Origin of the sequence: Neobittarella massiliensis (ex Bilen et al. 2018), assembly GCF_900289145.1 — a bacterium.
Lineage (GTDB): Bacteria > Bacillota > Clostridia > Oscillospirales > Ruminococcaceae > Neobittarella > Neobittarella massiliensis.
Genome location: NZ_OKQO01000007.1, coordinates 227,386 through 253,750, shown reverse-complemented (window position 1 = coordinate 253,750; position 26,365 = coordinate 227,386). Strand labels below are relative to the sequence as shown.

Here is a 26,365-nt window from a genome sequence, read left to right as displayed (position 1 = left end):
GGTGCCCGGCATGGCCGGTCCGGTCGGTCCCACACGTTATCGGAGGAGGAATACTTGATCATGGATGCCAAAAACACCGTAAAACAGGCCATTGACCAGCGCCGTCAGGCCCTGTGCGACCTGCACCACACCATCTGGCAGAGCGCCGAGATGGGCTACGAGGAGATCCAGTCCGCCAAAGCGCTGTGCGCTTACATGGCCGCCGAGGGCTTTACCGTCGAGACCGGCGTGGCCGATATCCCCACCGCCTTTGTGGCCAGCTACGGCAGCGGTAAGCCGGTCATCGCCATTTTGGCCGAGTACGACGCGCTCTCCCAGCTCAGCCAGCAGGGCGGCTGCCCCACAAAAGACCCCATTCCCGGGCAGGAGAGCGGCCACGGCTGCGGCCACAGCGCCCTGGGTACCGGCTCTGCCGCCGCCGCGGTAGCGGTAAAAGAGTACCTGCAAAAAAGCGGTAAGCCCGGCACCGTGCGGCTCTATGGCTGCCCGGCCGAGGAAAACGGCTGGGGCAAAACTTTTATGGCCCGGGCTGGGTTATTCAGCGATGTCGACGCCGCCTTTACCTGGCACCCGTTCGATGTCAACGGCGCCTGGGGCACCAGTTCGCTGGCCAACGTCAGCGTCAAATTCAAGTTTACCGGCCGCACCGCCCACGCCGCTGCCGCCCCGCACGATGGCCGCAGCGCGCTGGATAGCTGCGAGATCATGAACGTGGGCGTCAACTACCTGCGCGAGCACATCATCCCCGAGGCCCGCCTCCATTACGCCTACCTCGATGTGGGCGGCTCATCGCCCAATGTGGTGCAGGATCACGCCTGTGTGCACTACTTTGTGCGCGCCCCCAAAAATGCCCAGGTGGCCGAGATCCTCGAGCGGGTCAAAGATGTGGCCCGCGGCGCCGCGCTCATCTGCGGCACCCAGGTAAACATCGAGATCCAGGCCGGCATGAGCGATTACATCCCCAACCCCACCATGACCAGAGTGATCGATGCCGCCCTGCGCGAGATGGGCGCCCCCGAGTTTACCGCCGAAGACCAGGCGCTGGCCGCCCAGTACTTCCAGTCCCAGCCGGCCGAGATGCGCCAGAAGATCGAGGCCGGTCTGGCCAAGCGCTTCGGCGCCGACAAGGTGGCCGAGGTGGTGGCCGCCCCGCTGGACACCACCATCCTGCCGCTCAACATAACCGGTATCCCCATGGCCGGTTCCACCGATGTGGGCGATGTCAGCTACGTCACCCCCACCGCCCAGGTCATGCTGGCCGGTTTCTGCCTGGGCACCACCCCCCACACCTGGCAGGTCACCGGCCAGACCGGCAGCTCCATCGGCGAAAAAGGGCTGCTCAAAGCCGGCGAGGTGATGGCTCTGGCCGCCGCCAAAGTCATCGATGATCCCTCGCTGGCCGAGCAGGCCCGGCAGGAGCTGGTGGCCGAGACCGGCGGCGTGTACAACTGCCCCGTCCCCGCCGAGGTACTGCCTCCCGTGCCCGCCGGTGTGGCCCAGCGCGCCAAAGAGGCCGGCCTGTAAACGGCTGTCGACATTGAAGAAGATATAAAAAACAGTGCTCGTCCCAGACCTTTAAAAACAGATACAGAGCGCCCCGACACATGTGTGCCGGGGCGCTCTGCTCTGCCCGCTCCCCCGCGCCTCCGCCAGCTAAAAAATCGACATCCCCAACTTGCCCCAACTTTCTCCACTTGCCCCAACCATACCTACCCACACCTATCCATACCTGTCCCGCCTGCCGCCGGCCCCGGCAGATCTGAACCGTTCATTTAGGCCCTAAAAGGGCCGTTTTTACAATTTGTTTACAATTGGCCCGGCCCACCCGGTCAGAGCCACTGCACCAAAATAGGTGTTTTCCACCTCAAAATAGCCGTCTGACCCCTGTTTTTACCCCTCAAACAGAGCTAAAACAGCTTTTTTCAGGCAGCAAATGGGCAATATCTGGTCACTGCGCGGAGGATTGTATGAAGTCGGTAGTACAACAATGCGCAGTAGGGGGCCTTTAAGAGGTCTGCCCGGCAGAGGTGCACCCGGTGTCCACTGCCGCCCGCGCCCACGAACACCGCGGCTGCCGGCACGCACCGAGGGCAGCCGGCCAGAGCTCCATAACAGCGGGCCGCAGCTGGTGGTACGGGGTTGCGGCTGACCGATAAATGCGCGGCCAAATCGCACGCCGCGGCGCCGCGTCAGCCGTAGGGCGGCCGCCGGTCCGGTCCGCCCGCCGCCACGGCTCCAAAGCAGCCCCGGCGCAGCCCGCTTTTGCCGGTCTGCCTCTTTGCTTTTTACAGGCCTATATGCTACAATATGGATATTCTTACGCCCCTGTTTTGGCTGCCGCCCGCACGTCGGTAGACCGGCGGCCGGGGCAGCGGTATTTTAGCTGCAAAAGAGGGATGTCAGCGTGCAGACAGAGCACAGAGAAAAACGGCGTATCGTCATCAAGGTGGGCACCTCCACCCTGACTTACGAGACCGGCCATCTAAACCTGCGGCGGATCGAGAGTCTCATCCGCGTGCTGTCCGATATCAAAAATTCCGGCCAGGAGATCATTTTGGTCTCCTCTGGCGCCATCGGCGTGGGGGTCAGCAAACTGGGGCTGCCCTGCAAGCCGTCCGATACCCCTACCAAACAGGCGGCGGCCGCGGTGGGTCAGTGCGAGCTGATGTACATGTACGACAAGCAGTTCTCCCAGTACCACCACAATGTGTCCCAGGTGCTGCTCACCCGCGACGCCATCGAGGACGACGCCCGCTGCCAAAACGCCCGCAACACGCTCGAGCGGCTGCTGCAGCTGTCGGTCATCCCCATCATCAACGAAAACGACACGGTGGCTGTCGAGGAGATCGAGTTCGGCGACAACGATACGCTGTCGGCCATCGTGGCCGAGCTGGTGAGCGCCGATACGCTCATTATTATGAGCGATATCGACGGCTTTTACGACAGAGATCCCCGCCTGTACCCCGATGCCAAGATCATCTCCCGCATCGACGTTATCGACGATGCGGTGCGCCGTGCCGCCGGCGGCGCCGGTTCCCGCCGGGGCACCGGCGGCATGGTCACCAAAATAAATGCGGCCGAGATCGCTACCAGATGCGGCTGCGACATGCTCATCATCAACGGTGACGATCCCAAGCGGCTCTACGACGTGGTAGACGGCAAAGTGGTGGGCACGCTGTTTAAAGGAGTGGATGTACATGACTGATCTCACCCGTATCGGCACGGCGGCCAAGACCGCTCACCGCTGCCTGGCAGCGCTTGACGGCGGGCAAAAAAATGCGCTGCTCACCGCTGTGGCCGGCGCAGTGCGGCAGGGCTGTGAGCAGATCGTCGCCGCCAACCGGCAGGATATGCAGAGAGCGGCGGCGGGCGGCATGAGCGAGTCGATGCTCGACCGGCTAAAGCTCGACGAGAGCCGCGTGGCGGCCATGGCCGACGCAGTGCTGCAGGTGGCGGGGCTCGATGACCCCATCGGCCGCGTCGAGGACGGCCGCACCCTGGAGAACGGTCTCAAAATGACCAGAGTGCGGGTGCCTATGGGGGTCATCGGCATCATCTACGAAGCCCGCCCCAACGTCACGCTGGATGCGGCGGCACTGTGCTTAAAAACATCCAACTGCGTAATTTTAAAGGGCGGTAAAGAGGCGCTGGATTCCAATCGGGCCATCGTGGCCTGTGTGCGCGGCGCCATCGAGCAGATGGGGCTCGATCCCAATATGGTCACGCTCATCGAGGACACTTCTCGCGAGGTGACCACCCAGTTCATGAAATTAAACGGCTACCTCGATCTGCTCATCCCCCGCGGCGGAGCGGGGCTGATCAGGGCTGTGGTGCAAAACGCCACCGTTCCGGTCATCGAGACCGGCACCGGCAACTGCCACATCTACGTCGAAAAGAGCGCCGATATCGATATGGCGGTGCGCATCGCCCAAAATGCCAAGGTGTCGCGCCCCTCGGTCTGCAACGCGGCCGAGAGCTTTTTGGTAGACCGCCAGGTGGCGGCCGAGTTTCTGCCCCGGGTGGCGGCCGCCATGGAGGACCCCTATGTGCAGATCGTGGGCTGCAAAGAGACCTGTGCCATTTTGGGCAAGCGGGCAGAGCCCGCCACCGAGCAGGATTACGACACCGAGTTTTTAGATTACAAAGTCTCGGTAAAGGTGGTCTCGGGCATCGAGGAGGCCATGGAGCACATCGCCCGCTACTCCACCGGCCACAGCGAGTGTATCGTCACCCGCGATCTAAAGGCGGCCGAGACCTTTACCGCCGGGATAGACGCGGCGGCGGTGTACGTCAATGCCTCCACCCGCTTTACCGATGGTGGCGTGTTCGGCATGGGCGCCGAGATCGGCATCTCCACCCAAAAGCTGCACGCACGGGGCCCCATGGGCCTGTGGGAGATGACCTCCTACAAGTACATCGTCATGGGTGACGGCCAGATCCGCTAGGGGCGGCCCACACAGATAGGAGTTGACTTTTTTGCCAGGATATAAAGTAAAACCCAGCCCGCAGCAGGTCAAGCGGCGGCGGGTGCGCGCGGTGGGCTACACCTTTTTGACTCTCGCCCTGCTGGGGGCCATCTTTTTGGTCACACTGGGGGTAAAAGGCGTGTTGTGGCTGACCGACGACAGCGACGAGCGCCTGGAGTACCAAAAGTATCTCGAACCGGTGGTCATGCTCGACCCGGTCCCGTTCGATGACGCCGGCAAGGCCAGCGAAGAATTTTTGCTGCAGTCCGCTATGTGGGCGGTGCTCAAAAACGAGGATACCAGCCGCTACGCCACCGATGATGCCGGCAACGTATTGCTGCCGGCGGCCGATCTCGACCTGTACGGCGCCAAGCTGTTCGGCACCCATGTGAAACTCAAACACCAGTCTTTTGGCAGTGATCTGCTCTTTGTCTACGACGAGGAAAAGCAGGTCTACCGCCTGCCGGCCGCTGGCATGATGGGCTACTATACCCCGTATGTGGCCAAGATGAAAAAGAGCGGCGACGTCATCCGCCTCACGGTGGGGTACGTGCCCTCGGGCAGTACCTGGACCGGCGATGCCAAAGGCAATGTCTATGCGCCAGAGGTCGACAAGACCATGATCTATGTGCTGCAAAAAGACGGTAAGAGCTACTACATACACGCTATAAAAGAAGCCGAAGACGACGAGAAACTGGAAAACGACACCTCCTACCAGAAAAAGACCAAATCCGGCGCCGAGAGCAGTTCCTCCAAGTCCTCCTCCAGCGCCGCCTCCTCACAGCGGCAGGGCCAGACCGGTGAAGACACCGACAATGCGGCCCCACAGGCCCAGTGATCGGGGAGCAGGGGGAGCAGAGATAAAAGCGATCAGGCAGTACATAGCCCGCGGGGGCCATGCACTGCCTGTGTCTGTTTTGGCCACAAAAAATCCGTTGACATCTGGTAAGTCTGTGTTATGCTATAGCTATAAAAAAGTAGAGATAGCAGCGTGCGTATGCGGCAATATGCACATTTTTTGTGGGCGCTTTTGCCCATGCGACACAGAAAAAAGGGGGAAAATACATGGCCGAAATACAGGGCGGCAACACTCACGTGGCCGGGCGGCGCCCGTTTGTAGCCTGCTGCGGCACCACCGGTATCGACATCGCGATCCTCTCCCGGCAAGAGATCAAGCTGTGGGAGAAAAATAACGATATTCTCGTCAAGATGTCCTGCGGCGGCATGATGCGCAACATCGCCGAAAACCTGGCCCGTCTGGGAGTCAGTGCGGTGCTGTTTTCCAATGTGGGCGACGACCTTTACGGGCAAAAGATCCTGCAGGACAGCGCCGACGCCGGAATAGATATGTCGCGGGTGCGCATCGAGGAGGGCTGTACCTCCAATACCTTTATCAGCGTCGACCAGCCCGACGGCGAGATGTTGGTGGGGCTGGGCGACGCGCTGTGCTCCGACCGGCTGGGCGCCGCCTATTTCGAGGAGAATATGCTGCTGCTCCAACAGGCGTCACTGCTGGTGCTCTGCCCGGCGCTGCCGGCCGAGTGCCTAGACTTCATCGCCCGCAAGCTGCCCCACATCCCCAAACTGCTGGATATGAATTCGGCCGGCCTGGTAGAGAACGTGCGCCGGCGCATGGCGATGGTCGATATCCTAAAGGTCAACAAGTACGAGGCGCAGGAGCTCACCGGTATCGCCCTGCGCCAACAGCCCGATCTAGATATGGCCGCCGAGGCGGTGTTCGCCATGGGGGTAAAACAGCTGTATATTACCTTGGGCGACCGGGGCGCCTATTACCGCGATACCCGCGGGACGCGCCTGTTCGCTGCTGCACGCCCCGATCTGCCGGTGATCAACACCACCGGTTCGGGAGACTCTTTCACCGCCGGTATCGCCTACGGCCACATGGCCGGTTACGCCCCGCCGCAGTCGATGAAATTCGCAATGGCCTGCGCCGAGATCACCCTGCAGAGCGCCGACACCGTCAACAGCGAGATCACCCTGCAGCGGGTGCTGGCCGCGGTGGAGAGCCGCCGGGAGCAAGCTCTATGAGCGGGGGATATACCGTCTGTATCGGCGACAGCAGTGTAGATATCATCGGCCTCACCGATCAGCCGGTGCGGCTGGGAGATAAAAACCCCACTTTTCGCCTGTCGGCCCATACCGGCGGCGCCGCCCGCAACATGGCCGAGAACCTGTGCCGCCTGGGGGGGCGGGCAAAGCTGCTCACCTGCGTGGGGGATGACCTGTACGCCCAGCAGATCCTGCGCGACAGTACTGCGGCCGGCATCGACTGCACAGCGGTGCGGCAGGTCCCGGATCACCCCTCCAGCAGCTGCATTTTGCTCAACGGCCCCAGCGGTGACACCTGTGTGGCGGTGGGCGACCTGCGCATCTGCCAGTACCTCACGGGCGACTACCTGGCCCAACACCGGGCGCTGCTGGCCGAGGCCGAGGCGGTCATGATGTGTATGAGCCTGCAGCCCGATGCGCTGGACTACCTGTTTGACGAATTTCCCCAGGTGCCCAAGGTGGTCGATGTCTCGGCCACCGAGCACGCTGCGCTGGCCCGGCGCTATCTCGCGCGCATCGATACCCTCAAGGTAAACGAGTTCGAGGCGGCAGCCCTCGTCGGGCAGGATGACCCCAAACACTGCCCCGAACAGATGCTGGAGGCGCTGCTGCAGATGGGGCCGACCCGTGTGTTTTTGACTATGGGGCCAGATGGAGCTATGGCCGGTGATCAGAGCGGTGGACGAGTACGGCGCCCGGCGCTGCCGCTTAAGCCGGTCAATACCACTGGTGCCGGCGACTGTTTTACCGCCGCCACCCAGTACTGTCGCACACAGGGCTACGACCTGGCCCAGACCGTAGATTTTTGTCAGGCGGCGGCCGCCATCACCATGACCTGCGAGGCGTGTATCGCCCCCGACCTAACCGATCAAAAGGTGCTGCGGTGGGTGCAGCGCTATCAAAAAGGAGGGACCCACAGTGGCTGAAGTAGTGTGTATCGGCCTGGCCAGCATCGATATCATCGGTTTTGCCCGGCATCCCATCGTCACCGGCGTTAAGAACACCGATTTTAAAGTGCGCTCCTCCAGCGGGGGCATTGTGCGCAACATCGCCGAGAATTTGGCCCGGCTATTGGGGCCGGGCCATGTAGAGCTGCTCTCCTGTGTGGGGGATGACCCCCAGGGGCAGATGCTGCTGCGCGACTGCCGCGCAGCCGGTCTGGGCTGTGAGCAGGTGCAGGTCACCCAGGCGCTGCCCACCTCGGTGTTCATGGGGATCACCAGCCCCGACGGCGAGATGTATTTTGGCGCCGCCGACGGCGAGATCACCAGCTACATCACTCCCGAATACCTGAACCGGCACCGGAAGCTGCTGCACCAGGCGCAGGTGCTGCTCATCTGCCCCACACTGCCGGCGGCCACGCTCGATTATATCCGCCAAAATTATGGCGATAAGCCCATCTTTTTAGATATCGGCGCCCCGGCATTGGCAGAGCCGACTGCCGCCTGTCTGGATATGCTGCACACACTAAAGGCCAACCAGCAGGAGGCACAGGCCCTGACCGGCGAGACCGATCTGGACCGCATTGCCGATCAGGTGTTGGCCAGAGGGGTGCAAAACCTCTGTGTCACTTTGGGCCCCGGCGGTTCTTACTGGGCTAGTCAAGACGGCCGCACCCGCTACAGCCCTCCGCCGCTTTCGCATGCAGTCAGCGCCACCGGGGCGGGGGACGCTTTTACGGCGGGGCTGCTCTACAGCTTTTTACAGGGCCTCAGCGGCCGCGCAACACTGGAATTCTCTACCGCTTGCGCCAATTTGGCATTACAGAGCGAGGAGACGGTAAATCCGGCCCTGTCGCTGGCTGCTGTGCAGGCGGTTTTGAAGCAGTAGCGAACAGCCCCCGTTTCCCTTTGGGAAAAGATCGATCTGCAGGAGACATATAGGCATGTATATGCCAGAAAAGGCAGGGACGACTGTCAATAGTCGCCCCTGCCTTTGAACCGCAGAGTTGTATATTGCTTGCTAATAATTACGAATAGTATATTTATGACAGGCCAAACAAGCGTTTGGCATTGTCTAAAGTGCAGGCCAGGATATCCTCTGCCGGCACGCTGTGGATATCTGCCAACACCTGGGCGGTATAGGGGATCATGGTAGAGTCGCACCGCTTGCCGCGGCAGGGTACAGGGGCCATATAGGGGCAATCGGTCTCGATGAGCAGCCGGTCCAGCGGCACGGCGGCTGCCGCCTGCACCGGCTTTTTGGCATTTTTAAAGGTCACTGCCCCCGTAAAACCCACATAATAGCCCATGTCCAGGTACTGGCGGGCGGTCTCGGCACTGCCCGAAAAGCAGTGCACCACCCCTCGGCAGCGGTGCCGCTGCACGATCTCCAACGTGTCGGCGGTGGCCTCCCGGCTGTGGATGATGACCGGCATATCCAGCTGTTCAGCCAGTGCCATCTGCTCGTCAAATATCTGTTTTTGGGCCTCTCTGTGCAGGTCGTCGTAATGGTAGTCCAGCCCGATCTCGCCGATGGCCACTGCCTTGGGGTTTTCGGTGGCACAGCGCCGCACTACATCCAGGTAATCGGTGCCCACCACCTCCGCCGCCGACAAGGGGTGCACGCCGGCACTGCAGTAAAAGAAAGGGTAGCGCTCGGTCAGTTGGCGGGAGGTGTAGCAGCTCTCGATATCGCAGGCTGCGTTTACCACGTAGGCTACCCCGCAGGCCGGCAGCGAGGCGATGAGCTGGTCGCGGTCGCCATCAAATCGACTGGAGTCGTAATGGGCGTGGGAGTCAAAGATCTGTGTCATAGCGATCATCCTTTTTTATGGCTGAAATAAAAGTGAAAAGCGTTTAAAAATGCGCCGCTGATGCGGCGCATTTTTCTGTGTTCTAAAGGGTGCCTAGCAGATCTTGCTGCCGGCTTTGATGGTGCCCTCCAGGGTGATGACCTGTACGTCGTCGCCGCACTCGGCCGAGAGGATCATCCCCTCGCTGATCTCGCCCCGCAGCTTCACCGGCTTTAGGTTGGCGACTACCAGCAATTTTTTACCCACCAGGTCCTCCGGCGCGTACCACTTGGCAATACCCGATACTACCTGGCGCTCTCTCTGGCCATCGAACAGCTTGAATTTTAACAGCTTGTCGCTCTTCTTTACCGGCTCGCAGGCCAGCACGTCGCAGGGCAAAAGCTGTACTTTGGAAAAGTCGTCGATGGTGATGATACCGGGGATCTCTTCCTCTTGGGGGGCGGCCTCCTCGGCTGCTGCTTTCTGGGCAGCGGCCATCTTGGCCTTTTGTTCCTCTTCCAGCATGGCCAGCTCTTTTTTGGCGTCTATGCGGGGGAACAGCGTATCGCCTTTCTGCACCGCCACGTCCTCGGGCAAGATCCCAAACTTGTCCGCCGCCTGATAGGTGGCGCTGGCCCGGTCGGCGCCGATCTGGTCGAAGATCTTCTCGACGGTGTCGGGCATAAAAGGCGTGAGCAGTGTGGCGCACACCCGAATAGATTCCAGCAGGTTGTACATCACCGTGGCCAGACGAATGCTGTTTTGCTCGTCTTTGGCCAGCACCCAGGGGGAGGTCTCGTCGATGTACTTGTTGGTGCGCGACACCACTTTGAATACGTCGATGAGCGCCTGCTGGAAGGCAAACTTCTCCATGCTCTCGTCGTATATCGCCTTTAAGCCGGTGACCTGGGCGATAAGCTCATCGTCCAGCTCCTCGTGCTGGCGGCCGGCGGGCAGCTTGCCGCCAAAGTATTTTTCTACCATCGACACGGTGCGCGACACCAGATTGCCCAGGTCGTTGGCTAAGTCGGAGTTGATGCGGTTGATGAGCAGCTCGTTGGTGAAGTTGCCGTCGGAGCCAAAGGGAAATTCCCGCAGCAGGAAATAGCGCAGCGAATCGACGCCGTAGCGGCGGCAGAGGATCTCAGGGTCCACCACGTTGCCAAACGATTTGCTCATCTTGCCGCCGTCCATCAGCAGCCAGCCGTGGCCGTAGACTTTTCCCGGCAGCGGCAGATCTAGCGCCATGAGCATAGCCGGCCAGATGATGGTGTGGAAGCGGGTGATCTCTTTGCCCACGAACTGCACGTTGGCCGGCCAGTACTTGTCGAAGTCGTGGTAGCGGTCGTTCTCGTAGCCCAGGGCGGTGATGTAGTTGGTCAGGGCGTCTACCCACACGTACACCACGTGCCCGGGGTCAAAATCGACCGGGATGCCCCAGCTGAAACTGGTGCGGGAGACACACAGATCCTCCAGACCGGGTTTTATAAAGTTGTTGACCATCTCGTTTAAACGGGAGGCCGGCTCGATAAAGGTGGGGTGCTCTTCGTAGTACTTTACCAGGCGATCGGCGTAGTTCGAGAGCCTAAAGAAATACGCCTCTTCCTCGGCGTCTACCACCTCGCGGCCACAGTCGGGGCACTTGCCGTCGACCAACTGGCTCTCGGTCCAAAACGACTCACAGGGGGTGCAGTACTTGCCTTTATACACCGATTTATAGATGTCGCCCTGCTCGTACAGGCGGCGAAAGATCTTCTGTACCGACTCGACGTGATAGTCGTCGGTGGTGCGGATGAACCGGTCGTTAGAGATGTTCATCAGCTTCCATAGGTCTTTGATGCCGGCCACGATATCGTCGACGTACTGCTGGGGGGTGACCCCGGCAGCAGTGGCTTTTTGCTCAATCTTCTGGCCGTGCTCGTCGGTGCCGGTGAGAAACATGACATCAAACCCCTGCATTCGCTTGTACCGGGCCATTACGTCGGTGGCCACGGTGCAGTAGCTGTGCCCGATATGCAGTTTATCGGACGGATAGTAGATAGGCGTCGTGATATAAAATGTGTTTTTGTCACGCATTTTATAGTCCTCCTTCAAAAAATTGGTTTGATGTATGTCAGTATTTCTCATTATAGCACAACCGAGAGGCGAAAACAGCAGTCCCAGCGCCAAAAAATGGCTCTTTGCACCTCTAAATTGAGAAAAAACCGCCAATTTGTTGCGCCGCCGCCTTGGAAAACAGGCGATTTTTAGTTTTGTCCACCTATATCCTTCACAAATATGGACCAGCCGAATCTGTGAAGTGCACAAAAATTTGTGTTACAGTTGACTGTTTAAAAAAAACTGGTAAAATGAAAATGTTGGCGGGGGCGCCGTGCACCCACCCCTGCCGGAAGTTATAACAACAAAGGCTCATGGGCAAGTGGCCCCGAGCCCCTTTCTGGCACTTCTGCCCGCTGTTTACAGGGCAGGGGTCTGGATTGCTATGACTACCTGGAGGTACACAAATGGATAAACAGCGCATTTTCCTCATCGACACCGATACCGGCTCCGACGATGCAGTGGCCATCATTATGGCACTCAAGTGCAAAGACGTAAAGGTCGAGGCCATCACCACCGTTGCCGGTAACGTGACCATTGAGCAGGCCAACAAAAACGCCCTGATCTCCTGTGAGGTGGCGGGCACCTACATGCCCCCCGTGTATGCGGGTATGGATCGGCCGCTGCTGCGCAAGCTCATCCACTCCTACGAGACCCACGGCGAGGACGGCATGGGCAACATGGATCTACCCGAGCCGGCGCACCAGCTGAGCGAGGGGCACGGTATCGACGTCATAATCGATATGGCCCGCAAATACGACGGTGAACTTGAGATCGTGGCGCTGGGGCCGCTGACCAACATCGCTATGGCAGTGCTCAAGGCGCCCGACATCGCCAAAAAGATCAAAAAGCTCTATATCATGGGCACCTCTGGCTTTGCCCCCGGCAATGTCAGCCCGGTGGCTGAGTTTAATATTTGGGCCGACCCCGAGGCCTGTGATGTGGTGCTGAAATCGGGCATCGATCAGGTGTATGTGGGGTGGGATATGTGCTGCGGTGATGCTATGCTGGAGCCGGAGGACATTGCCTACTTGGATAAAGAGACCGAGTGCTCGCATTTTTGCATCCGCTGCAACAAGTGCCTGATGGAACTCAACGAGGGCCGTTTTGGCCACCCCTGCCTGGACATGGCCGACCCGGTGGCTATGGCGGTGGCGCTGTGGCCCGACCTCATCATCGAGGCCCCGCACGCCTATACCTACGTAGAGACCCACAGCGAGCAGACGCTGGGCCAGGTGGTGTGTGACTGGACCAACACGCTGGGCAAAGAGCCCAACGCCACCATGTGCAAAAAACTGGACAATCCCCGCATGAAAAAGCTGATGATGGAGCACATGCTGTAAGATTGATAAAAGAGACGGCTGCCTGTGGCAGCCGCCTTTTTTGTGTTTACATGGCGGTAGGGCCCCCGATGTTGGAGATGATGGGCGGGAAAAAGGCGGGGCGACAGATAGAAACTGCTCCTATCTGTCGCCCTATTTTAATGTATCCAATTGTTACAAAATTGTAAATTTGGCCTATTTTAGGCAAGTCGATCGCCTTTTTTGCAGTGGCGGCTATTTTGGCCGTCCTTACAGGGAGAGGTGATCCCCATCGTGATGGCACCGTGGGGGCAGGCGCGAGTACAGGCGCCGCAGCGGATACAGTCGGGGCTGCCGGGGTGGCGGAAGATATCGATATCCAGTTTGCAGGCCTTTTGGCAGGCACCACACTGGGTGCAGGCGGCTGGGTCTAGCCGGATGCGGTACAGGGAGATGGGATTAAACAGCCCGTAGATACCGCCCAGCGGGCAGAGATAGCGGCAAAACGGCCGGTAGACCAGGAGCGAGAGAACAATGATCGCGATGAGGATGGCATTTTTCCAGGCAAAGAGCCAACCCACCGCCGCCTGCAGGCCGGAGTTGGCAGCCACCAGCGGCAGACCGCCCTCCAGCGTGCCGGCCGGACAGACATACTTACAAAACCAGGGGCTGCCCTGACCCAAAAAGTCGACGGCGTAGAGTGGCAGCAGGAAGACCAGCACCACCAGCATGACATATTTTAAGTATTTTAAAAAGCGATCGCCGGGGAGCTTGCGCAGCTTTTTGAAAAAAGGGATCTTAAAGAGCAGATCTTGAATGAGCCCAAAGGGGCACAGCCAGCCGCAGACAAAACGCCCGCCCAGCGCGCCTACTACCGTTAAAAAGCCCAGCACATAAAAGGCGAACTGATAGCTGCGGTGGCCCAACACCGCCTGCAGCGAGCCGATGGGGCAGGCGCCGATGGCACCGGGACAGGAGTAGCAGTTGAGACCCGGCAGGCAGACCGCCTTGCTGCGCCCCTTAAAGATGTTGCCCCGGGCAAAGCCTACCAGATAGCCGTTGGAGAGTGCCGCGCTGGCCGCCTGCACCCACAGCCGCAGCCGCCCGCCCCGGGCCTTTTTGCTAGCCAATGCCGATACACTCCAGACAGATGTTGACGGCTTTTTGCAGCACCACGGCTGCCTCGCCCCGCCAGACGCCTACGGCCATCATGATAAGGCCCAGTAAAATAAGGAGCGGTGCGGCCAGCCGGTGGACGGTGAGACCGGTGCGCCTATCCATTTTGGGCCACCTTTTGCAGCGCGGCGTCGAGCTCGTTGCGCAGCTGGGCTTGGGTGCGCATGCCGGTGATGATCTTTACCGCTTTGCCGGTCTTGTCGACCAGCACAGTTTCGGGGGTGCCGGTAACGTACTGCAGCTTGGACTGTATGAGGCTTTTAGAGGGGATAAGGTGCGGGAACCCATCGGCCCCGGTCTCTTTGACGATTTTTTTGGCGGCGTCGAGCTCGTCTTCGAGCACGTTGGCATCGACATCGGTGGTGTCGATGACGATACCGATGATGCCCACCTTTTGGTCGGCGTACTGCTGAGATACAGCTACCATATCGGGCATCTCGCGGATGCAGGGAGAGCAGAAGGTGCCCCAGATCTGCACGATGGTGAGATCGTACTGGGCAAAATAGTCCTGCGAGTAGGTCTTGCCGTCCAGACCCTCGGCGGTAAACGAGGTGAGCGTATTGGTGGCGCTGCTGTCGGCGGCGCCGGAGGAGGCAGTCGAGGAACTGCCGTCTGAGGAACTGCCGCCTGAGGTGCTGTCACCGCAGCCGGCCAGCAGAAAGAGACCGACTAAGGCCAGAGCTGGCAGTGTGCGCGCAAGATGATTTTTAAAGATCGCCATACAAATACCTCCTTGGGGGGCCTGCCTGCTTGGGCCGGCGGGGATGGATGTGCTATACTGTATACTGGGAGAGTTGGCAGCCACGCCGGGCGGCGCTGCCGGACCAGTGCCGAGACCACCTCGATATGGCGGTCTTTGCAAATAGTATAGCACACAAATAGACAAATTTAGTCGATATTGGAAAAATTCACGGAACGTTAAAAAATGTGTGGATGGAGGGCCTCTGCTCCCGGCTTTTTGATTATGGTAGTATAGTCCTAGAAAGTGGTACCGGTGACCGCCGGTGTCTGGCGGGAATATGTGGTGTCTGTTAGAGTGGGTAAAAACGTGTGTGTGCGCAGGCCGGCGCTGCGCGGGAAAGACGGAGTACAGGCAGGTTTTTGGTGGGGTGGCTGCGCATATACAGAGCGGTGAATGGCGGTGGACCCGGCAGTCAGGGGGGAAAACGGCCCTCAACAGCTGGCGGCAATAGCACGGTAGTGATGACAGCTCGCTGCCTGGAGAATAGACCTGCCTATACCGGGAAAGGTAGGCCGTCTACTGCGTGCCGGTTGCTGGTATGCTGGTATGTTGGTGTACCTGTATGCCGACCTGCGCGGGAGCCGGAATGTATGGGTGCGGTGCTGCGCAGTGGACGAGGTAGCGGGGCGGCCCGACCGGATGCGGATAAGAGAGCGGCTGCCTATTATATGAGATACATGATATAGAAAGAGGCGGATAGATACGGCGGCCGACTGCGTGGAAAACCGGCGCCTGCGGGGACGGAACTACTCGTTATTGGGCAGCGCGGTCGCGGCGATCCCCAAAGAACGGCAGCGACGCACCGAGAGCGGAGGTGCGCCAGCCGCGCGGGGTCGAACCCGTACGGCGCATAGGGGGCGGAAAATGTCGGGACCGCGCACGGCGAAAGCAGAGCGTGGGCGGTGGTGGGGACTGTGATCGACTAGGGGCATACTGGGGTGCGCGGGGAGCAGCTGGTGGAGGGTGACGGCCCTGAAAAACTGCTGGCAGGAACGGTATGAAGTGGGGAGCAGCAGGGCCGAGGCAGCTTTAGCGGCACAGAACTGGGTAGTGGTGGGAGATCATTGGTTTTATAGGTTCTGTTAGGCGATCCGCGATGTATTTTGCTGTTGCCCTGCGCCTGTTGCCCGAACAGGTGGGTGCAAAAGCCGGTATCGGGCGGTGCGGCCAATATGGAGCTGGGGATACCGGCCAATAGAATGTGACCCGTGCGGATGTGCTGGTATACTGGTGTGCTGGTGCACTGGTGAACCGGTTTGCCGGTGGACCGGTACTGGCAGAGCTCTGCTTTTGAGTGGGGACACCTTGAGGAGAGGACCATTTTGTGACTGGGGAGAACGGCTGTTTGGTCCGGTTTGTGCCGCGGAGAGAGCCGGTGTGTACACCTTGCCCCCATATACCGATGTGCGCGGGGTGGGGGAGGAAAAGAAAGGCGAAAAGAGAGCGGTCCGACGGACATCTTTTTGGAGAATAGGCGGGAACGGGTGATGATGTTGGGCTGGTTTTGGGTTGGAGTTGGGCTAGTATTAGGCTAGTGTTAGGCTGGCCTCGGATCGGCGTTGGGTCAGTGCTGGTCTGCTACTGGTCTGCTTGTGGGCTGCTGGCGCCGCACACGGTTTTAAACGCCCGCTCTCTCTACACTATGTATGAAACAGGCCCGCCTGCCGGCGGCTTGCCCGGCAGAGAGCATACGGCCATAGGGCAAGACACAGGCAGCGGCATTGGAACTGAGAGATGAGGAATGAAGAGTGGGAGCGTGTCCGCCTTTTGGTTTTTGCCGGCGAAAAACAGGGTGCTGGACGGGGCACTGCCGGAGCCGGGACAGAACTGCCCGGCGGTGCAGGCTGCCTGAGACGCAGAGAGTGGCCGGAAGAAAGTGGGATGTGCGCCGCCTACCGCCGGTCTTGCGCGGTGGCGGAACATGGGCCGTGGGACGGCAGAGAACTGGCCGCTAGAGAGGATGACCGGGGCGGCGCGGAACGCGCCCCGTGCGCGCGGCAGGTGCGCCGGGGAGACCGGTGTTGTTGTGATCATACATACTGACAGGAGGACCTATGCTTTACGATACGCTACTGCTGGATGCCGATGGCACACTGCTGGACTTTGACGCCTGTGAGGAGGTGGCGCTGCACTATACTTTTGCACAGAACGGGCTGCCCTATGACCGGGAGATAAAGCGGGTGTACCAGCGGTATAACGATGCGCTGTGGGAGCAGTTTGAGCGCGGAGAAGTGAGCAAGGAGCAGCTGCAACAGCTGCGTTTTGCCCGCACGCTGCAGCACCTGCAGCTGCCCGGTGACCCAAAGACGCTAAACCGGCTGTTTATGCAGAAGTTGGGACAGGGTGGCTTTACCATACCGGGGGCCGGAGAAGTGCTGTCGGCGCTGTACGGCAAGGTGCGCATGGTGGTGGTGACCAACGGGATCACCGCCACCCAGCACAGCCGCATGCAGCGCTCGGGCCTGCTGCCCTATATCGACCGAACGTTTGTGTCGGATGAGACCGGGTCGCAGAAGCCGCACCGGCAGTTTTTTGACTATGTGTTTGAGCATCTGCCGCAGTTGGACCCTGCCCGCACACTGATGGTGGGGGACACGCTGCACGCGGACATGCTGGGCGGCCAGCAGGCCGGACTGGACACCTGCTGGTACGAGCCCACCGGATGCAAATCGGATGAGGGGTTAAAGATCACCTATAGAATAGTGAATTTATGCGATTTATTGACAATTGTTCTTAGCGAAGAGCACGCCTATAAAATCAGATGACCGCACATTTTACCGCACTTTTAATTTTTGGGGCCTGTTTTTGATCTTTCAGAGGTCGGGGCCAATGCTCAAAAATGAGCAATAGACAGGGGTGGCAAATTGCCACCTCCCTTTTTTCGATGGGGTCACTAAAGCGGTTACCCCTTTATGGAGGCCCCTATGCGTACCCCATTTTGCGGCACCAAATATCGTGTACAGCGGCTAATATTTCGGGTACCGTTTCGGTAGGTCGGTAACCACTACCCTGGTTTAGGGTTCTGGTTGGAGTATAGACCCGCTGACATGCCGAATAGTTAAGTTTTGCTAAGTCCTCGGGAAGTCTAGTTTTGACAAGCAGCGGTCCAATGCAATCTATATAAAATACATTCACGTGGACAGACTGCTCTAACTTAAATATATTAGATTTTAATGGTAGGTGGATAGCCATCCAGCTTTATTTGTCTTTCACAATCACGATTTACCGAATACCAAAATGCTTTAAAACAGCTCCTTTTCCATACTCACATTATATCTTACCAGTGGCAGTTTTAAGAAATCAAGGTTGCTACGTTAATTTACTATTGTTGTGATAAGAGTGCTCCTTTCTGTGTTCATAAATGAAAATTTCAACGTCTCGCGGAAACTCACGTCTATTGCCAACGGCAATAATCTTAGGAATTTGGGGTGTGTCACTAAGAAGCATTAACAACAAGCCTGGGAACGGATTTTCTGCTGAATATATAATTTTGTAGAAGTGCGAGTATTGGACCGAATTTAATACAACAGCACTAGCATTTTTCTGGAACCCGAATACCATCTAAATTACGAAACTTATATTTTTCTACCATATTCTTTTTTACACATACCAAAATATAACGATAGCAGGCCGCTATACTGTCTGCAAAAGAACACGCATCGCCTTCCTTTAACTGCTGAAATGCTAGAATTACTTGCTTATTGAGATATGAAAGTGTATGTTTCTTGGATGGATAATAAGTAAAATGATGTCCCCATTCAAGAAGACGATTGGTTTCAGATAAAATAATATGTAACGGCTCTAAAGCGGTATGTTTCATTATAGATTCAATAATATCTATTAAATAAATAGAACTGGGAGAAGTAAATCTATCTGATAAGTCGTCCAGTTCTGCTCTAGTAAACTGCGAAACTGAAGATAAAGCAGCTGGGCGAATAATTAGCACCATTAATTGTAGGGCGTGAAGATAACGCAATAATTTTTTTACATATCCGGAATTAAGAGCAAGCTGATGGAGTTTCGTGCTATCGGGTTCTACAACTATTGTACCTTTACCATTTAACGTCTTTACAAAACCTCTCTGCTCCAGTTCTGATAATGCTTTTCTGACAGTCGATAAAGAGACACCATATTGCTTCGCCAGTTGCTTTTCATATGGAAGATACACTCCAACAGAGTATTCTTCAAGACCTATTTTTAGATTTATATCATCAACAATTTTTGAGTAAAAAAAATCCCGGCCACGCATGGGATTCCATGAAAACCTCAAACCGTTTTGTACAGGACATTCTGGTGTTGTCTCTGATAGGTGATGTAATGCTTTTTCAATGGAATCTGTAAGTTCTTGATATATATTTGATAACTGATTGTGCTTTGTAAGTAAATCATCACCTTTTAATATATCAATAATATTGGTTGTAGATACAGATCCTTGTAAAAAATGTTCAGAGAAATAGGGACAATTTTCTGTAAAGAATGAAATCTTATTATAAAGGCCAAATGTGGAATATAGTTCGCTGAATAAGGGATTGCCACCTATTCTCAATATGTCATATTCTAATTTTGAGATGATATGCCATCTGCCTGAGATGCTTCCTGATCGCAATGCTTTCATAGCCTGTTTATAGTGAGGCATAATCTCAACACCACACCCCTGCAAAGCAAAAACTATAAGTGAAGGCAGTATTAGAGCGAAAGTCTGATATACCTGTAAGATGCCATCTTTTTGTTTCAAAATCTCAAAAATAGTATTGGATGGCTCACAAGTATCTTTTGTCGAAACAACTACTGGTACAAGACGAGGCTGAATATCAATCAGCCCTTCTGTTCGCAATGCGTCTAAGACACGGTTAATCGTATATCTGCTTACATGAAATTGTTCACAATATATCCTTGAAGATGGTAAGGTATTTCCAGGAGGTATCTGCCCCTCTAGAATACACTGCTTAATCTCATTATATACAAACGAAAACTTGGTTTCTTGTGGCTTCACAACTTACCCCCTATCTGTCTGGATTATATCACGATGAACCTATTTTTTCATCATGAAAAATGTAAACCTATTTGCAAACCTTACCAATATGGGTGTTGTCGGTATGGACAGATATAATTTATAATAATAATGTAATTTTGTTAGGAAGGCCTTTAAAAACCATGGATAAACAGAAAATTTTAATTGTGGATGATTCAGAAATAAATCGCGCTCTTTTGGCAGATATTCTGGATGAAAATTATAATGTAGTGGAGGCTGAGAACGGGGCTGAAGCGATCACGATTCTCTCAAAGCAAAGAGAGGATTTTTCACTGCTACTTCTGGACATCATGATGCCTGAAATGGATGGGTTTGAAGTACTGGCATATATACATAAATACCGCTGGGACGATACCTTTGCTGTTATTATGATCTCTGCGGATGATTCTCCCACGAATATTAAGCGTGCCTATGATTTAGGAGCTTTCGACTACATCAACCGACCTTTTGATTCAACCATTGTTCAACGCCGAATTTCTAACACAATGCTTTTATATGCACGACAGCAACGTCTTGAAAAAATTATTGTAGAACAATTTTACGAGCAGGAAAAGAATAATAATCTGATGATCTCCATCCTATCTCATATTGTGGAATTTCGCAATGGGGAGAGCGGCCTGCATATCCTACGTGTGAAGAGTATTACGAAATATTTACTGGAGAAGTTAGTACAACATACCGATCGATATCCTTTATCCAAAGCGGATATTTCTTTGATCAGCACCGCTTCTGCACTGCATGATATTGGGAAAATATCTATTTCAGATCAAGTGTTGAATAAGCCCGGACGCCTTACAGAATTTGAATTTGAAATAATAAAAACACACTCAATGGTCGGAGCCAATATGCTTTTAGGCCTGCCCAAAGAGCAGCAGGAAACTCCAATTGTTAAAGTGGCATCTGAGATTTGCCGATGGCATCATGAAAGGTACGATGGCAACGGTTATCCAGATGGATTAAGAGGTGACGAAATTCCCATAGCTGCCCAAGTGGTTGCGTTGGCCGATGTGTATGATGCCTTGACCAGCGAGAGATGTTATAAGAAAGCTTACTCTCATGAAGAAGCTATGGAAATGATTTTAGAAGGACAATGCGGTGCATTTAATCCTACTCTTTTACTTTGCTTGCAAGAGATTACTGAGATACTTAAAAATGAGCTTATGGACACCTCGCCTAAGCAAGGGGATAAAAGTATTCAGGATATAAGAAACAGCATAGATTATGACCGGTTGCTCTCACATAGAAAACATCCAACTTTGCATTGGAACCAGCATCTCCCACAATTATTATATATGGATTCGTTAACCGGCATTTACAATCGTCGCTATTTTGACGAGCAGTTTCAAAGCACAAATGATATTCAAGCGATAGTCGTATTAGATGTAGATAATTTCAAACATATTAATGATAACTATGGCCATGGTACAGGCGATGTCGTATTACAGATCCTTGCAAAAACTATCTTGTCCTGTATACGAAAAACAGATGCTGTAATCCGTTATGGCGGCGACGAATTTGTGCTTATCTTCAACGATATCCCTGCAAATGCATTTGAAAAGAAGTTGGAGAGGATTCGCAGTTTCATCAATGATCTGACCATTGATGGCATCCCCGAGTTGCAATTATCTGTAAGCATAGGCGGTGCATATGGGCCTAAAACTACAAAAAAGCTCTTTAAAGTTGCTGACAACATGATGTACCAATCAAAGAACAAAAAGAATCGAGTAACCGTATGTTTTCTTGATGAGAATGAGGATAGTATCGATAACATCTAAAAAGGAGAAACGGTGATTATGAATCTAAAGGATTGTTATCTAAAATTGGGTGGCGATTTTGATGAAGTATTAGGCAGATTACAGCGCAAACAGACTGTTCAGAAATTCGCATATAAATTTTTGGATGATAAAAGCTTTAACCTTTTTGAAGTATCTATGGAGAAAAAAGACTATGCCGAAGCTCTCAGAGCCATTCACACGCTTAAAGGTATTTGCCAAAATCTTTCTTTTACTAAATTGTTGGAAAGCAGCACTGTTGCTACTGCAGCATTAAAAGAAAACGATTGGAATAAAGCCATCGATATGATACAGCAACTATCTGAGGATTATTATCAAACAATTAATGCTATTAAAGAATACAAGAAATCCCAGGAGGAATAACCGCAATGGAAAACAGTAAAAAACTGAATCCTACCACGAGATTTCTAATATACAGTTTTATTGGGCTTTTGATTTTTAGTATTATTATTTTTAGCCTGCTCGGAATTTACATGAGCCGAAAGAGTAAAAAGGCTGTTTACGAAATTGGAGAAATCTATATGTCTGGAATGAATGAACAAATGTCCAGACATTTTGAAACCGTGATCAAATTGCGGTTTAGTCAAGTCTACGGCATTGTTTCCGTTGTCTCAACAGATAAAATCGATAAGGAGCTATACGAAGAACTCGTTTACAGAGCGCAGATAAGGGATTTTAACTATTTAGCCCTTTGTTCAACTGAGGGGAATTTTGAAACTCTTTGTGGACAAGCAATCTATCCGCTGAATCCCGGGCCCTTTGTAGACGCGCTATTACAGGGGGAACGGAGAGTAGCTGTAGGCGTCGATGCCGCTGGAAACGAAGTAGTATTGTTTGGCGTAGACGCTGCCTATCCGATGCAAAATGGGGAAAAAAGCATCGGTCTAATAGCAGCCGTTCCACTGGAGTATATTACCGAATTCCTTTCCTTAACAGATGAAGGCCAACTGATGTATTATCATATTATTAGGTCGGACGGCAGCTTCGTGATACAGAACTCCAATACGGAATTGCAATATTTTTTCCAACAACTGCAAAAGCAGTTCGATTCGTCTACAAATGAAACGCCTGTAGAAAACTCCGTTAAAAAATTTGGCGATGCATTGAAAAACCGTCAAGAGTATGCAACAACATTTGACGTAAATGGTGAAGAACGGCAGATTTATGGGGTACCATTACCCTATTCTGAATGGTATTTAGTATCAGTAATGCCCTATGATGCATTAGAAGGCACTATAAACACTCTGAGTAGCCAGCGGATGTTTATCACCTTGATATCTTGCGCTTCTATATTATTCATGCTAGTATTAATTTTTTGGCGGTATTTCTCTATGATGCGTTGTCAACTGCATGAACTGGAGAACACTCGTCAAATGGCACTTGAGGCAAGCAGAGCAAAAAGTGAATTCTTAGCGAACATGAGCCATGATATTCGTACACCAATGAACGCAATTGTTGGGATGACTGCAATTGCTACAGCCCATATGGACGACCACAAACAAGTGCGGAATTGCCTAAAAAAAATTACCTTGTCCAGTAAACACCTATTGGGTCTCATCAATGATGTTCTGGATATGTCAAAGATAGAAAGTGGTAAACTAGCTTTAACAACAGAACAGATCTCGTTAAAAGAAGTTGTTGAAGGAATTGTTAACATTATGCAGCCACAGGTAAAGGCCAAAAAGCAAAGTTTTGATATACATGTGGAAAAAATATTATCAGAAAACGTGTGGTGTGACGGCGTACGCCTAAATCAGGTTTTGCTGAATCTTTTGTCGAACGCAACTAAGTATACACCGGAAGGAGGAGTGATCCGGTTATCCCTTTATGAAGAACAGTCTCCAAAAGGCGAGGACTATGTCCGCATTCATATCAATGTTAAGGATAATGGAATCGGCATGTCACCGGAGTTTCTGGAAAAACTGTACGACTCTTATAGCCGTGCTGATGGAACCAGGGTGCACAAAATCGAAGGTGCTGGTTTGGGTATGGCAATTACAAAATACATTGTAGATGCAATGGAAGGGACTATTGAGGTAGAAAGTGAGCTCAATAAAGGCACAGAATTTCACATTACATTCGATTTAGAAAAGGCTGCCACTACGGAAGAGGATATGGTTCTTCCCGCTTGGAATATGCTGGTAGTGGACGATGATGAGTTATTGTGCAAAACAGCCACTAACGAACTGAAATCCATTGGAATAAAAGCTAACTGGACATTGAGTGGCGAAATGGCAGTAGATCTGGTAGTCCAACACCATAAAAAGCATGATGATTACCAAATCATTCTCTTGGATTGGAAATTGCCTGGAATGGACGGGATTCAGGTTGCGAAAGAAATTCGTAACAATTTAGGGAATGAAATACCGATTCTTCTAATTTCTGCTTATGACTGGAGCGAATTTGAAACAGAAGCCCGTGAAGCAGGGATCAGCGGCTTTATTTCTAAACCGCTTTTCAAATCTACGCTGTATCATTCACTACGTCAATATATGGGTGTTGAAGCAGAAAACGATCAGGTGGCCAACCAGATCGATTTCTCTGGACGCCGCATCTTACTTGCCGAGGATAATGAACTAAACTGGGAGGTCGCAAGAGAGTTATTGTCCGACCTAGGTATAGAGTTAGATTGGGCGGAAGACGGCCAAGTATGTCTTGATAAATTTCAAAAATCGCCCAAGAGATATTACGATGCTATTCTTATGGACATACGAATGCCGCATATGACAGGGTATGAGACTACAAAGGCAATTCGCGAAACAAACCACCCGGATGCTTTATCTATCCCAATCATTGCTATGAGTGCAGATGCTTTTTCTGATGACATACAGCATTGCTTAGAATGTGGCATGAATGCCCATATAGCAAAACCGATAGATGTCAGCGAATTAACTCGTATCTTAAAAAGATATTTCCAACAAAGCTATTTCTAAGATAATCAAATTGAGGGCTGAAAACATACAAAAGGTTTTCAGCCCTCGTACCGTTTATAAAACAATCTAAATCAATACTGTTATGGTAAATTAAAAAATTGTCGAATGTAATAAATCCGAATCCATCGTCAACCGGTACAAGGTTCGGATTTGTTTGTTGCGGCGAACTATATTTTACGCTCCTCGATGCCGCCGCTGTTTTGTTTCACCCCGACTTAGTGCAAGAAGGTTTTCCCAGTTATACACGTATTGAAAGCCAAAGCAAATCCGCTTATGGAGCTACTGTTAAAGATGTACGTCCGAGAAATAACAAGAATTGTATAGAAGAAATTGTGTTTTCCCTCCGTTTAACTATGAGGTTGTGCATAGGTTAAAAGCCGCGAGTTTAAAGAATGGATGATTTCTCTCATTATTTAGAAAAGGAGACATATTATGAAATAAATTATTCTTGATACAGATACAAGATCGGATGATGCAGTAGCGATTATTATGGCTTTGCGGGACATGTGGAAGTAAAACAGGCTACCTATAACTGTTTGCAGTCTATTGAGTATGCGGGAACCTATCAGCCGCCGATTTATAAAGGAGCAAAACTTCCTATACTAAAAGAAAGAATACGATCAAATCCATGGGCAGGATGGAATGGGGGATCTAGGGACTCTGTGGCATCCCACTGGCGCTGCTTGCTCTGAGTTTGCAGTAGACACTATATTGCGTATTATACGTGAGAACAAAGATGATGTTGAATTAGTCGCGATTGGCCCTCTAATCAATATAGCAGTGTCAATTTTGCAATATCCTAAGACTATGGCTAAAGTGTCACATATCACAATGAAGCTGCCGATATAGTATTAGTTGGTCCCGGGTTCAAAGAGTTTCTTTATCAGTTGTTAAAACAAAAAGAATAGAAGAGATGCGATACTTCTAAAGATATCGTACCTTTTCTATATTGTAAATAGCAACTATTCGCCACCACACCCCTTTTCTCTTGTATGGTGTCAGAGTTGGAAAAGGTTCCCCACGCCGGTCCCCGCGTATGCCATTAAATCGAGCCATACAGGGGGGATAAAAGCACCCGCTGCAAAAAAGTATAACGCTTTGTTATAGTCCTTACAGCGGGTGTACTGCCTATATGTTCTCTTGTGTTCGTGCGGCGTTCAAGCCATCTTGAAAGCCCTCTTCATATGCCGATGATGTACCGTTTACAAAAAGCAAAAATATGTCCTTTAGATTACCTTTCGGCTCTTTGCCAAACTGTCTTGTGTAGTCCGCTAGTATCTCTTCTGCGCTCTTGTTTATGTTCTCTCTGTAGTTCATCTTGCTTGTCCTCCCTGTACGGTTGTTGTATTGTATGCGGCGTTCATGCCGTCTGTGAAACCCTCGCTATACGCCTGTGCTGCCCAGCGCGAACAGGATAAGAACAGCCGTTTGTTTATGTCTGATGGCTCTTCCCCGTATTCCCGCCGGTACTCATCCAGCAGAATGTCTACAAAACTCTTGCTAATTTCTACATAAGACATTTTTTACCCCCTTGCGCCCGGCTTGCAGGTGCGGTATAATATGTATATCCTGTTTTTTCGCTTGCTGCCTTACGACGTTGCCGCGTCGCAGGCAGCTTTTTTCTTTGCCCACAGATCATAAGGGCAAGCCCTATGCAGGCCAGCGGTAGCCACCCGGCCCCGCCTCCGTCGCTGTATGCTGCCGCCAGAAACAGGAGCAGCCAGCCGATTGCTATTGTCATGGGTTACCCTCCGCGCAAAGAGTAGAGACAAAAACGTACACTGACCGTATATGGTCCAAGTTTGTGCAGCTGTCTATGTAACGGCTGATTGCTGCGGCGTACACCTTTGCCAGTTCTTTATTGCTCATCTTCTTCCCTGTCCTCTCTCAAAAAGCAGTGCAGCGTATAACTATAGAGCATTTCCAGCAGTTTCTTACTGTGTATGTCCTGTAAATAGCGTGAAATTCTGTCTCTAAGCTGTTCGCAGGTCATGAGACACCCCCACTTCTTTCTTTAGCAA

General features: G+C 53.0%; 21 protein-coding genes. 13 read left to right on the top strand and 8 right to left on the bottom strand.

Features of this window, described 5'->3' with window-relative positions:
* Window positions 1–60: 60 nt before the first annotated feature.
* The 7 genes from C6Y32_RS11625 (at window position 61) to C6Y32_RS11595 (ending at window position 8,366) form a co-directional block, all read left to right on the top strand.
* The gene (locus C6Y32_RS11625) at window positions 61–1,524 is read left to right on the top strand and encodes an amidohydrolase (protein ID WP_105205423.1); all 1,464 of its coding nucleotides are present in this window, start codon (window positions 61–63) and stop codon (window positions 1,522–1,524) included.
* Between the two features lie 880 nt (window positions 1,525–2,404).
* Window positions 2,405–3,205, top strand: a complete 801-nt coding sequence (gene proB, locus C6Y32_RS11620; protein WP_105205422.1) for a glutamate 5-kinase — start codon at window positions 2,405–2,407, stop codon at window positions 3,203–3,205.
* Window positions 3,198–4,445, top strand: coding sequence for a glutamate-5-semialdehyde dehydrogenase (locus C6Y32_RS11615; RefSeq protein WP_105205421.1), 1,248 nt, complete (start codon window positions 3,198–3,200; stop codon window positions 4,443–4,445). The genes proB and C6Y32_RS11615 overlap by 8 nt, the downstream gene beginning before the upstream one ends.
* A 31-nt stretch (window positions 4,446–4,476) precedes the next feature.
* Window positions 4,477–5,304: a hypothetical protein gene (locus C6Y32_RS11610; protein WP_105205420.1), complete on the top strand. Its 828-nt coding sequence runs from the start codon at window positions 4,477–4,479 to the stop codon at window positions 5,302–5,304.
* Between the two features lie 227 nt (window positions 5,305–5,531).
* Window positions 5,532–6,515 (top strand): carbohydrate kinase family protein, encoded by a 984-nt coding sequence (locus C6Y32_RS11605; protein ID WP_105205419.1) that lies wholly within the window; start codon window positions 5,532–5,534, stop codon window positions 6,513–6,515.
* Complete coding sequence (locus C6Y32_RS11600; protein ID WP_105205418.1) at window positions 6,512–7,462, top strand: carbohydrate kinase family protein; 951 nt, start codon at window positions 6,512–6,514, stop codon at window positions 7,460–7,462. The genes C6Y32_RS11605 and C6Y32_RS11600 overlap by 4 nt, the downstream gene beginning before the upstream one ends.
* A complete protein-coding gene (locus tag C6Y32_RS11595) occupies window positions 7,455–8,366 on the top strand; it encodes a carbohydrate kinase family protein (protein ID WP_164998250.1) in 912 nt (303 codons plus the stop codon). Before C6Y32_RS11600 ends, C6Y32_RS11595 begins: the two co-directional genes overlap by 8 nt.
* Window positions 8,367–8,520: 154 nt before the next feature.
* Here the strand turns inward: C6Y32_RS11595 and C6Y32_RS11590 are convergent, their stop codons facing one another.
* Together C6Y32_RS11590 and metG are read right to left on the bottom strand one after the other, a co-directional pair.
* Entirely contained in the window at window positions 8,521–9,291 is a 771-nt protein-coding gene (locus C6Y32_RS11590; RefSeq protein WP_105205416.1) for a TatD family hydrolase, read from the bottom strand.
* Window positions 9,292–9,384: 93 nt separating this feature from the next.
* Window positions 9,385–11,346, bottom strand: a complete 1,962-nt coding sequence (gene metG / locus C6Y32_RS11585; RefSeq protein WP_243562714.1) for a methionine--tRNA ligase — start codon at window positions 11,344–11,346, stop codon at window positions 9,385–9,387.
* 428 nt (window positions 11,347–11,774) lie between these two features.
* Here metG and C6Y32_RS11580 point away from each other — a divergent pair, with 428 nt between their 5' ends.
* Window positions 11,775–12,710 carry a nucleoside hydrolase gene (locus C6Y32_RS11580; protein ID WP_105205415.1) on the top strand — a complete coding sequence of 312 codons (936 nt, stop codon included), beginning with the start codon at window positions 11,775–11,777 and terminating at the stop codon, window positions 12,708–12,710.
* A gap of 179 nt (window positions 12,711–12,889) precedes the next feature.
* On the opposite strand, the gene C6Y32_RS11575 is transcribed toward C6Y32_RS11580, so the two are convergent.
* Genes C6Y32_RS11575 through C6Y32_RS11565 form a run of 3 tightly spaced genes read right to left on the bottom strand, consistent with a single transcriptional unit; the run spans window position 12,890 to window position 14,565 of the window.
* On the bottom strand, window positions 12,890–13,798 hold the full coding sequence (locus tag C6Y32_RS11575) for a 4Fe-4S binding protein (protein ID WP_105205414.1): 909 nt from the start codon (window positions 13,796–13,798) through the stop codon (window positions 12,890–12,892).
* On the bottom strand, window positions 13,791–13,949 hold the full coding sequence (locus tag C6Y32_RS11570; RefSeq protein WP_105205413.1) for a CD1871A family CXXC motif-containing protein: 159 nt from the start codon (window positions 13,947–13,949) through the stop codon (window positions 13,791–13,793). Before C6Y32_RS11570 ends, C6Y32_RS11575 begins: the two co-directional genes overlap by 8 nt.
* Window positions 13,942–14,565, bottom strand: a complete 624-nt coding sequence (locus C6Y32_RS11565; protein WP_105205412.1) for a TlpA family protein disulfide reductase — start codon at window positions 14,563–14,565, stop codon at window positions 13,942–13,944. Before C6Y32_RS11565 ends, C6Y32_RS11570 begins: the two co-directional genes overlap by 8 nt.
* Before the next feature lie 2,075 nt (window positions 14,566–16,640).
* Between C6Y32_RS11565 and C6Y32_RS11560 the strand changes: the two genes are divergently transcribed.
* Window positions 16,641–17,351 (top strand): YjjG family noncanonical pyrimidine nucleotidase, encoded by a 711-nt coding sequence (locus C6Y32_RS11560; protein WP_105205411.1) that lies wholly within the window; start codon window positions 16,641–16,643, stop codon window positions 17,349–17,351.
* Between the two features lie 767 nt (window positions 17,352–18,118).
* Here C6Y32_RS11560 and C6Y32_RS11555 read toward each other — a convergent pair.
* Window positions 18,119–19,579 (bottom strand): GntR family transcriptional regulator, encoded by a 1,461-nt coding sequence (locus tag C6Y32_RS11555; RefSeq protein ID WP_105205410.1) that lies wholly within the window; start codon window positions 19,577–19,579, stop codon window positions 18,119–18,121.
* A 161-nt stretch (window positions 19,580–19,740) separates the two neighbouring features.
* Here C6Y32_RS11555 and C6Y32_RS11550 point away from each other — a divergent pair, with 161 nt between their 5' ends.
* The 4 genes from C6Y32_RS11550 to C6Y32_RS15875 all read left to right on the top strand — a co-directional run bounded on the left by C6Y32_RS11550 (window position 19,741) and on the right by C6Y32_RS15875 (window position 25,193).
* Window positions 19,741–21,393 carry a diguanylate cyclase gene (locus tag C6Y32_RS11550; protein ID WP_105205409.1) on the top strand — a complete coding sequence of 551 codons (1,653 nt, stop codon included), beginning with the start codon at window positions 19,741–19,743 and terminating at the stop codon, window positions 21,391–21,393.
* 18 nt (window positions 21,394–21,411) lie between these two features.
* Window positions 21,412–21,774, top strand: coding sequence for an Hpt domain-containing protein (locus tag C6Y32_RS11545; RefSeq protein ID WP_105205408.1), 363 nt, complete (start codon window positions 21,412–21,414; stop codon window positions 21,772–21,774).
* Between the two features lie 5 nt (window positions 21,775–21,779).
* Window positions 21,780–24,344, top strand: coding sequence for a hybrid sensor histidine kinase/response regulator (locus C6Y32_RS11540; RefSeq protein ID WP_105205407.1), 2,565 nt, complete (start codon window positions 21,780–21,782; stop codon window positions 24,342–24,344).
* Window positions 24,345–24,968: 624 nt separating this feature from the next.
* Window positions 24,969–25,193 carry a nucleoside hydrolase gene (locus C6Y32_RS15875; RefSeq protein WP_370738822.1) on the top strand — a complete coding sequence of 75 codons (225 nt, stop codon included), beginning with the start codon at window positions 24,969–24,971 and terminating at the stop codon, window positions 25,191–25,193.
* Between the two features lie 279 nt (window positions 25,194–25,472).
* On the opposite strand, the gene C6Y32_RS11530 is transcribed toward C6Y32_RS15875, so the two are convergent.
* Both C6Y32_RS11530 and C6Y32_RS11525 read right to left on the bottom strand, forming a co-directional pair.
* Window positions 25,473–25,661, bottom strand: coding sequence for a hypothetical protein (locus C6Y32_RS11530; protein ID WP_105205405.1), 189 nt, complete (start codon window positions 25,659–25,661; stop codon window positions 25,473–25,475).
* Complete coding sequence (locus C6Y32_RS11525; protein WP_105205404.1) at window positions 25,658–25,864, bottom strand: hypothetical protein; 207 nt, start codon at window positions 25,862–25,864, stop codon at window positions 25,658–25,660. The genes C6Y32_RS11530 and C6Y32_RS11525 overlap by 4 nt, the downstream gene beginning before the upstream one ends.
* Window positions 25,865–26,365 lie beyond the last annotated feature (501 nt).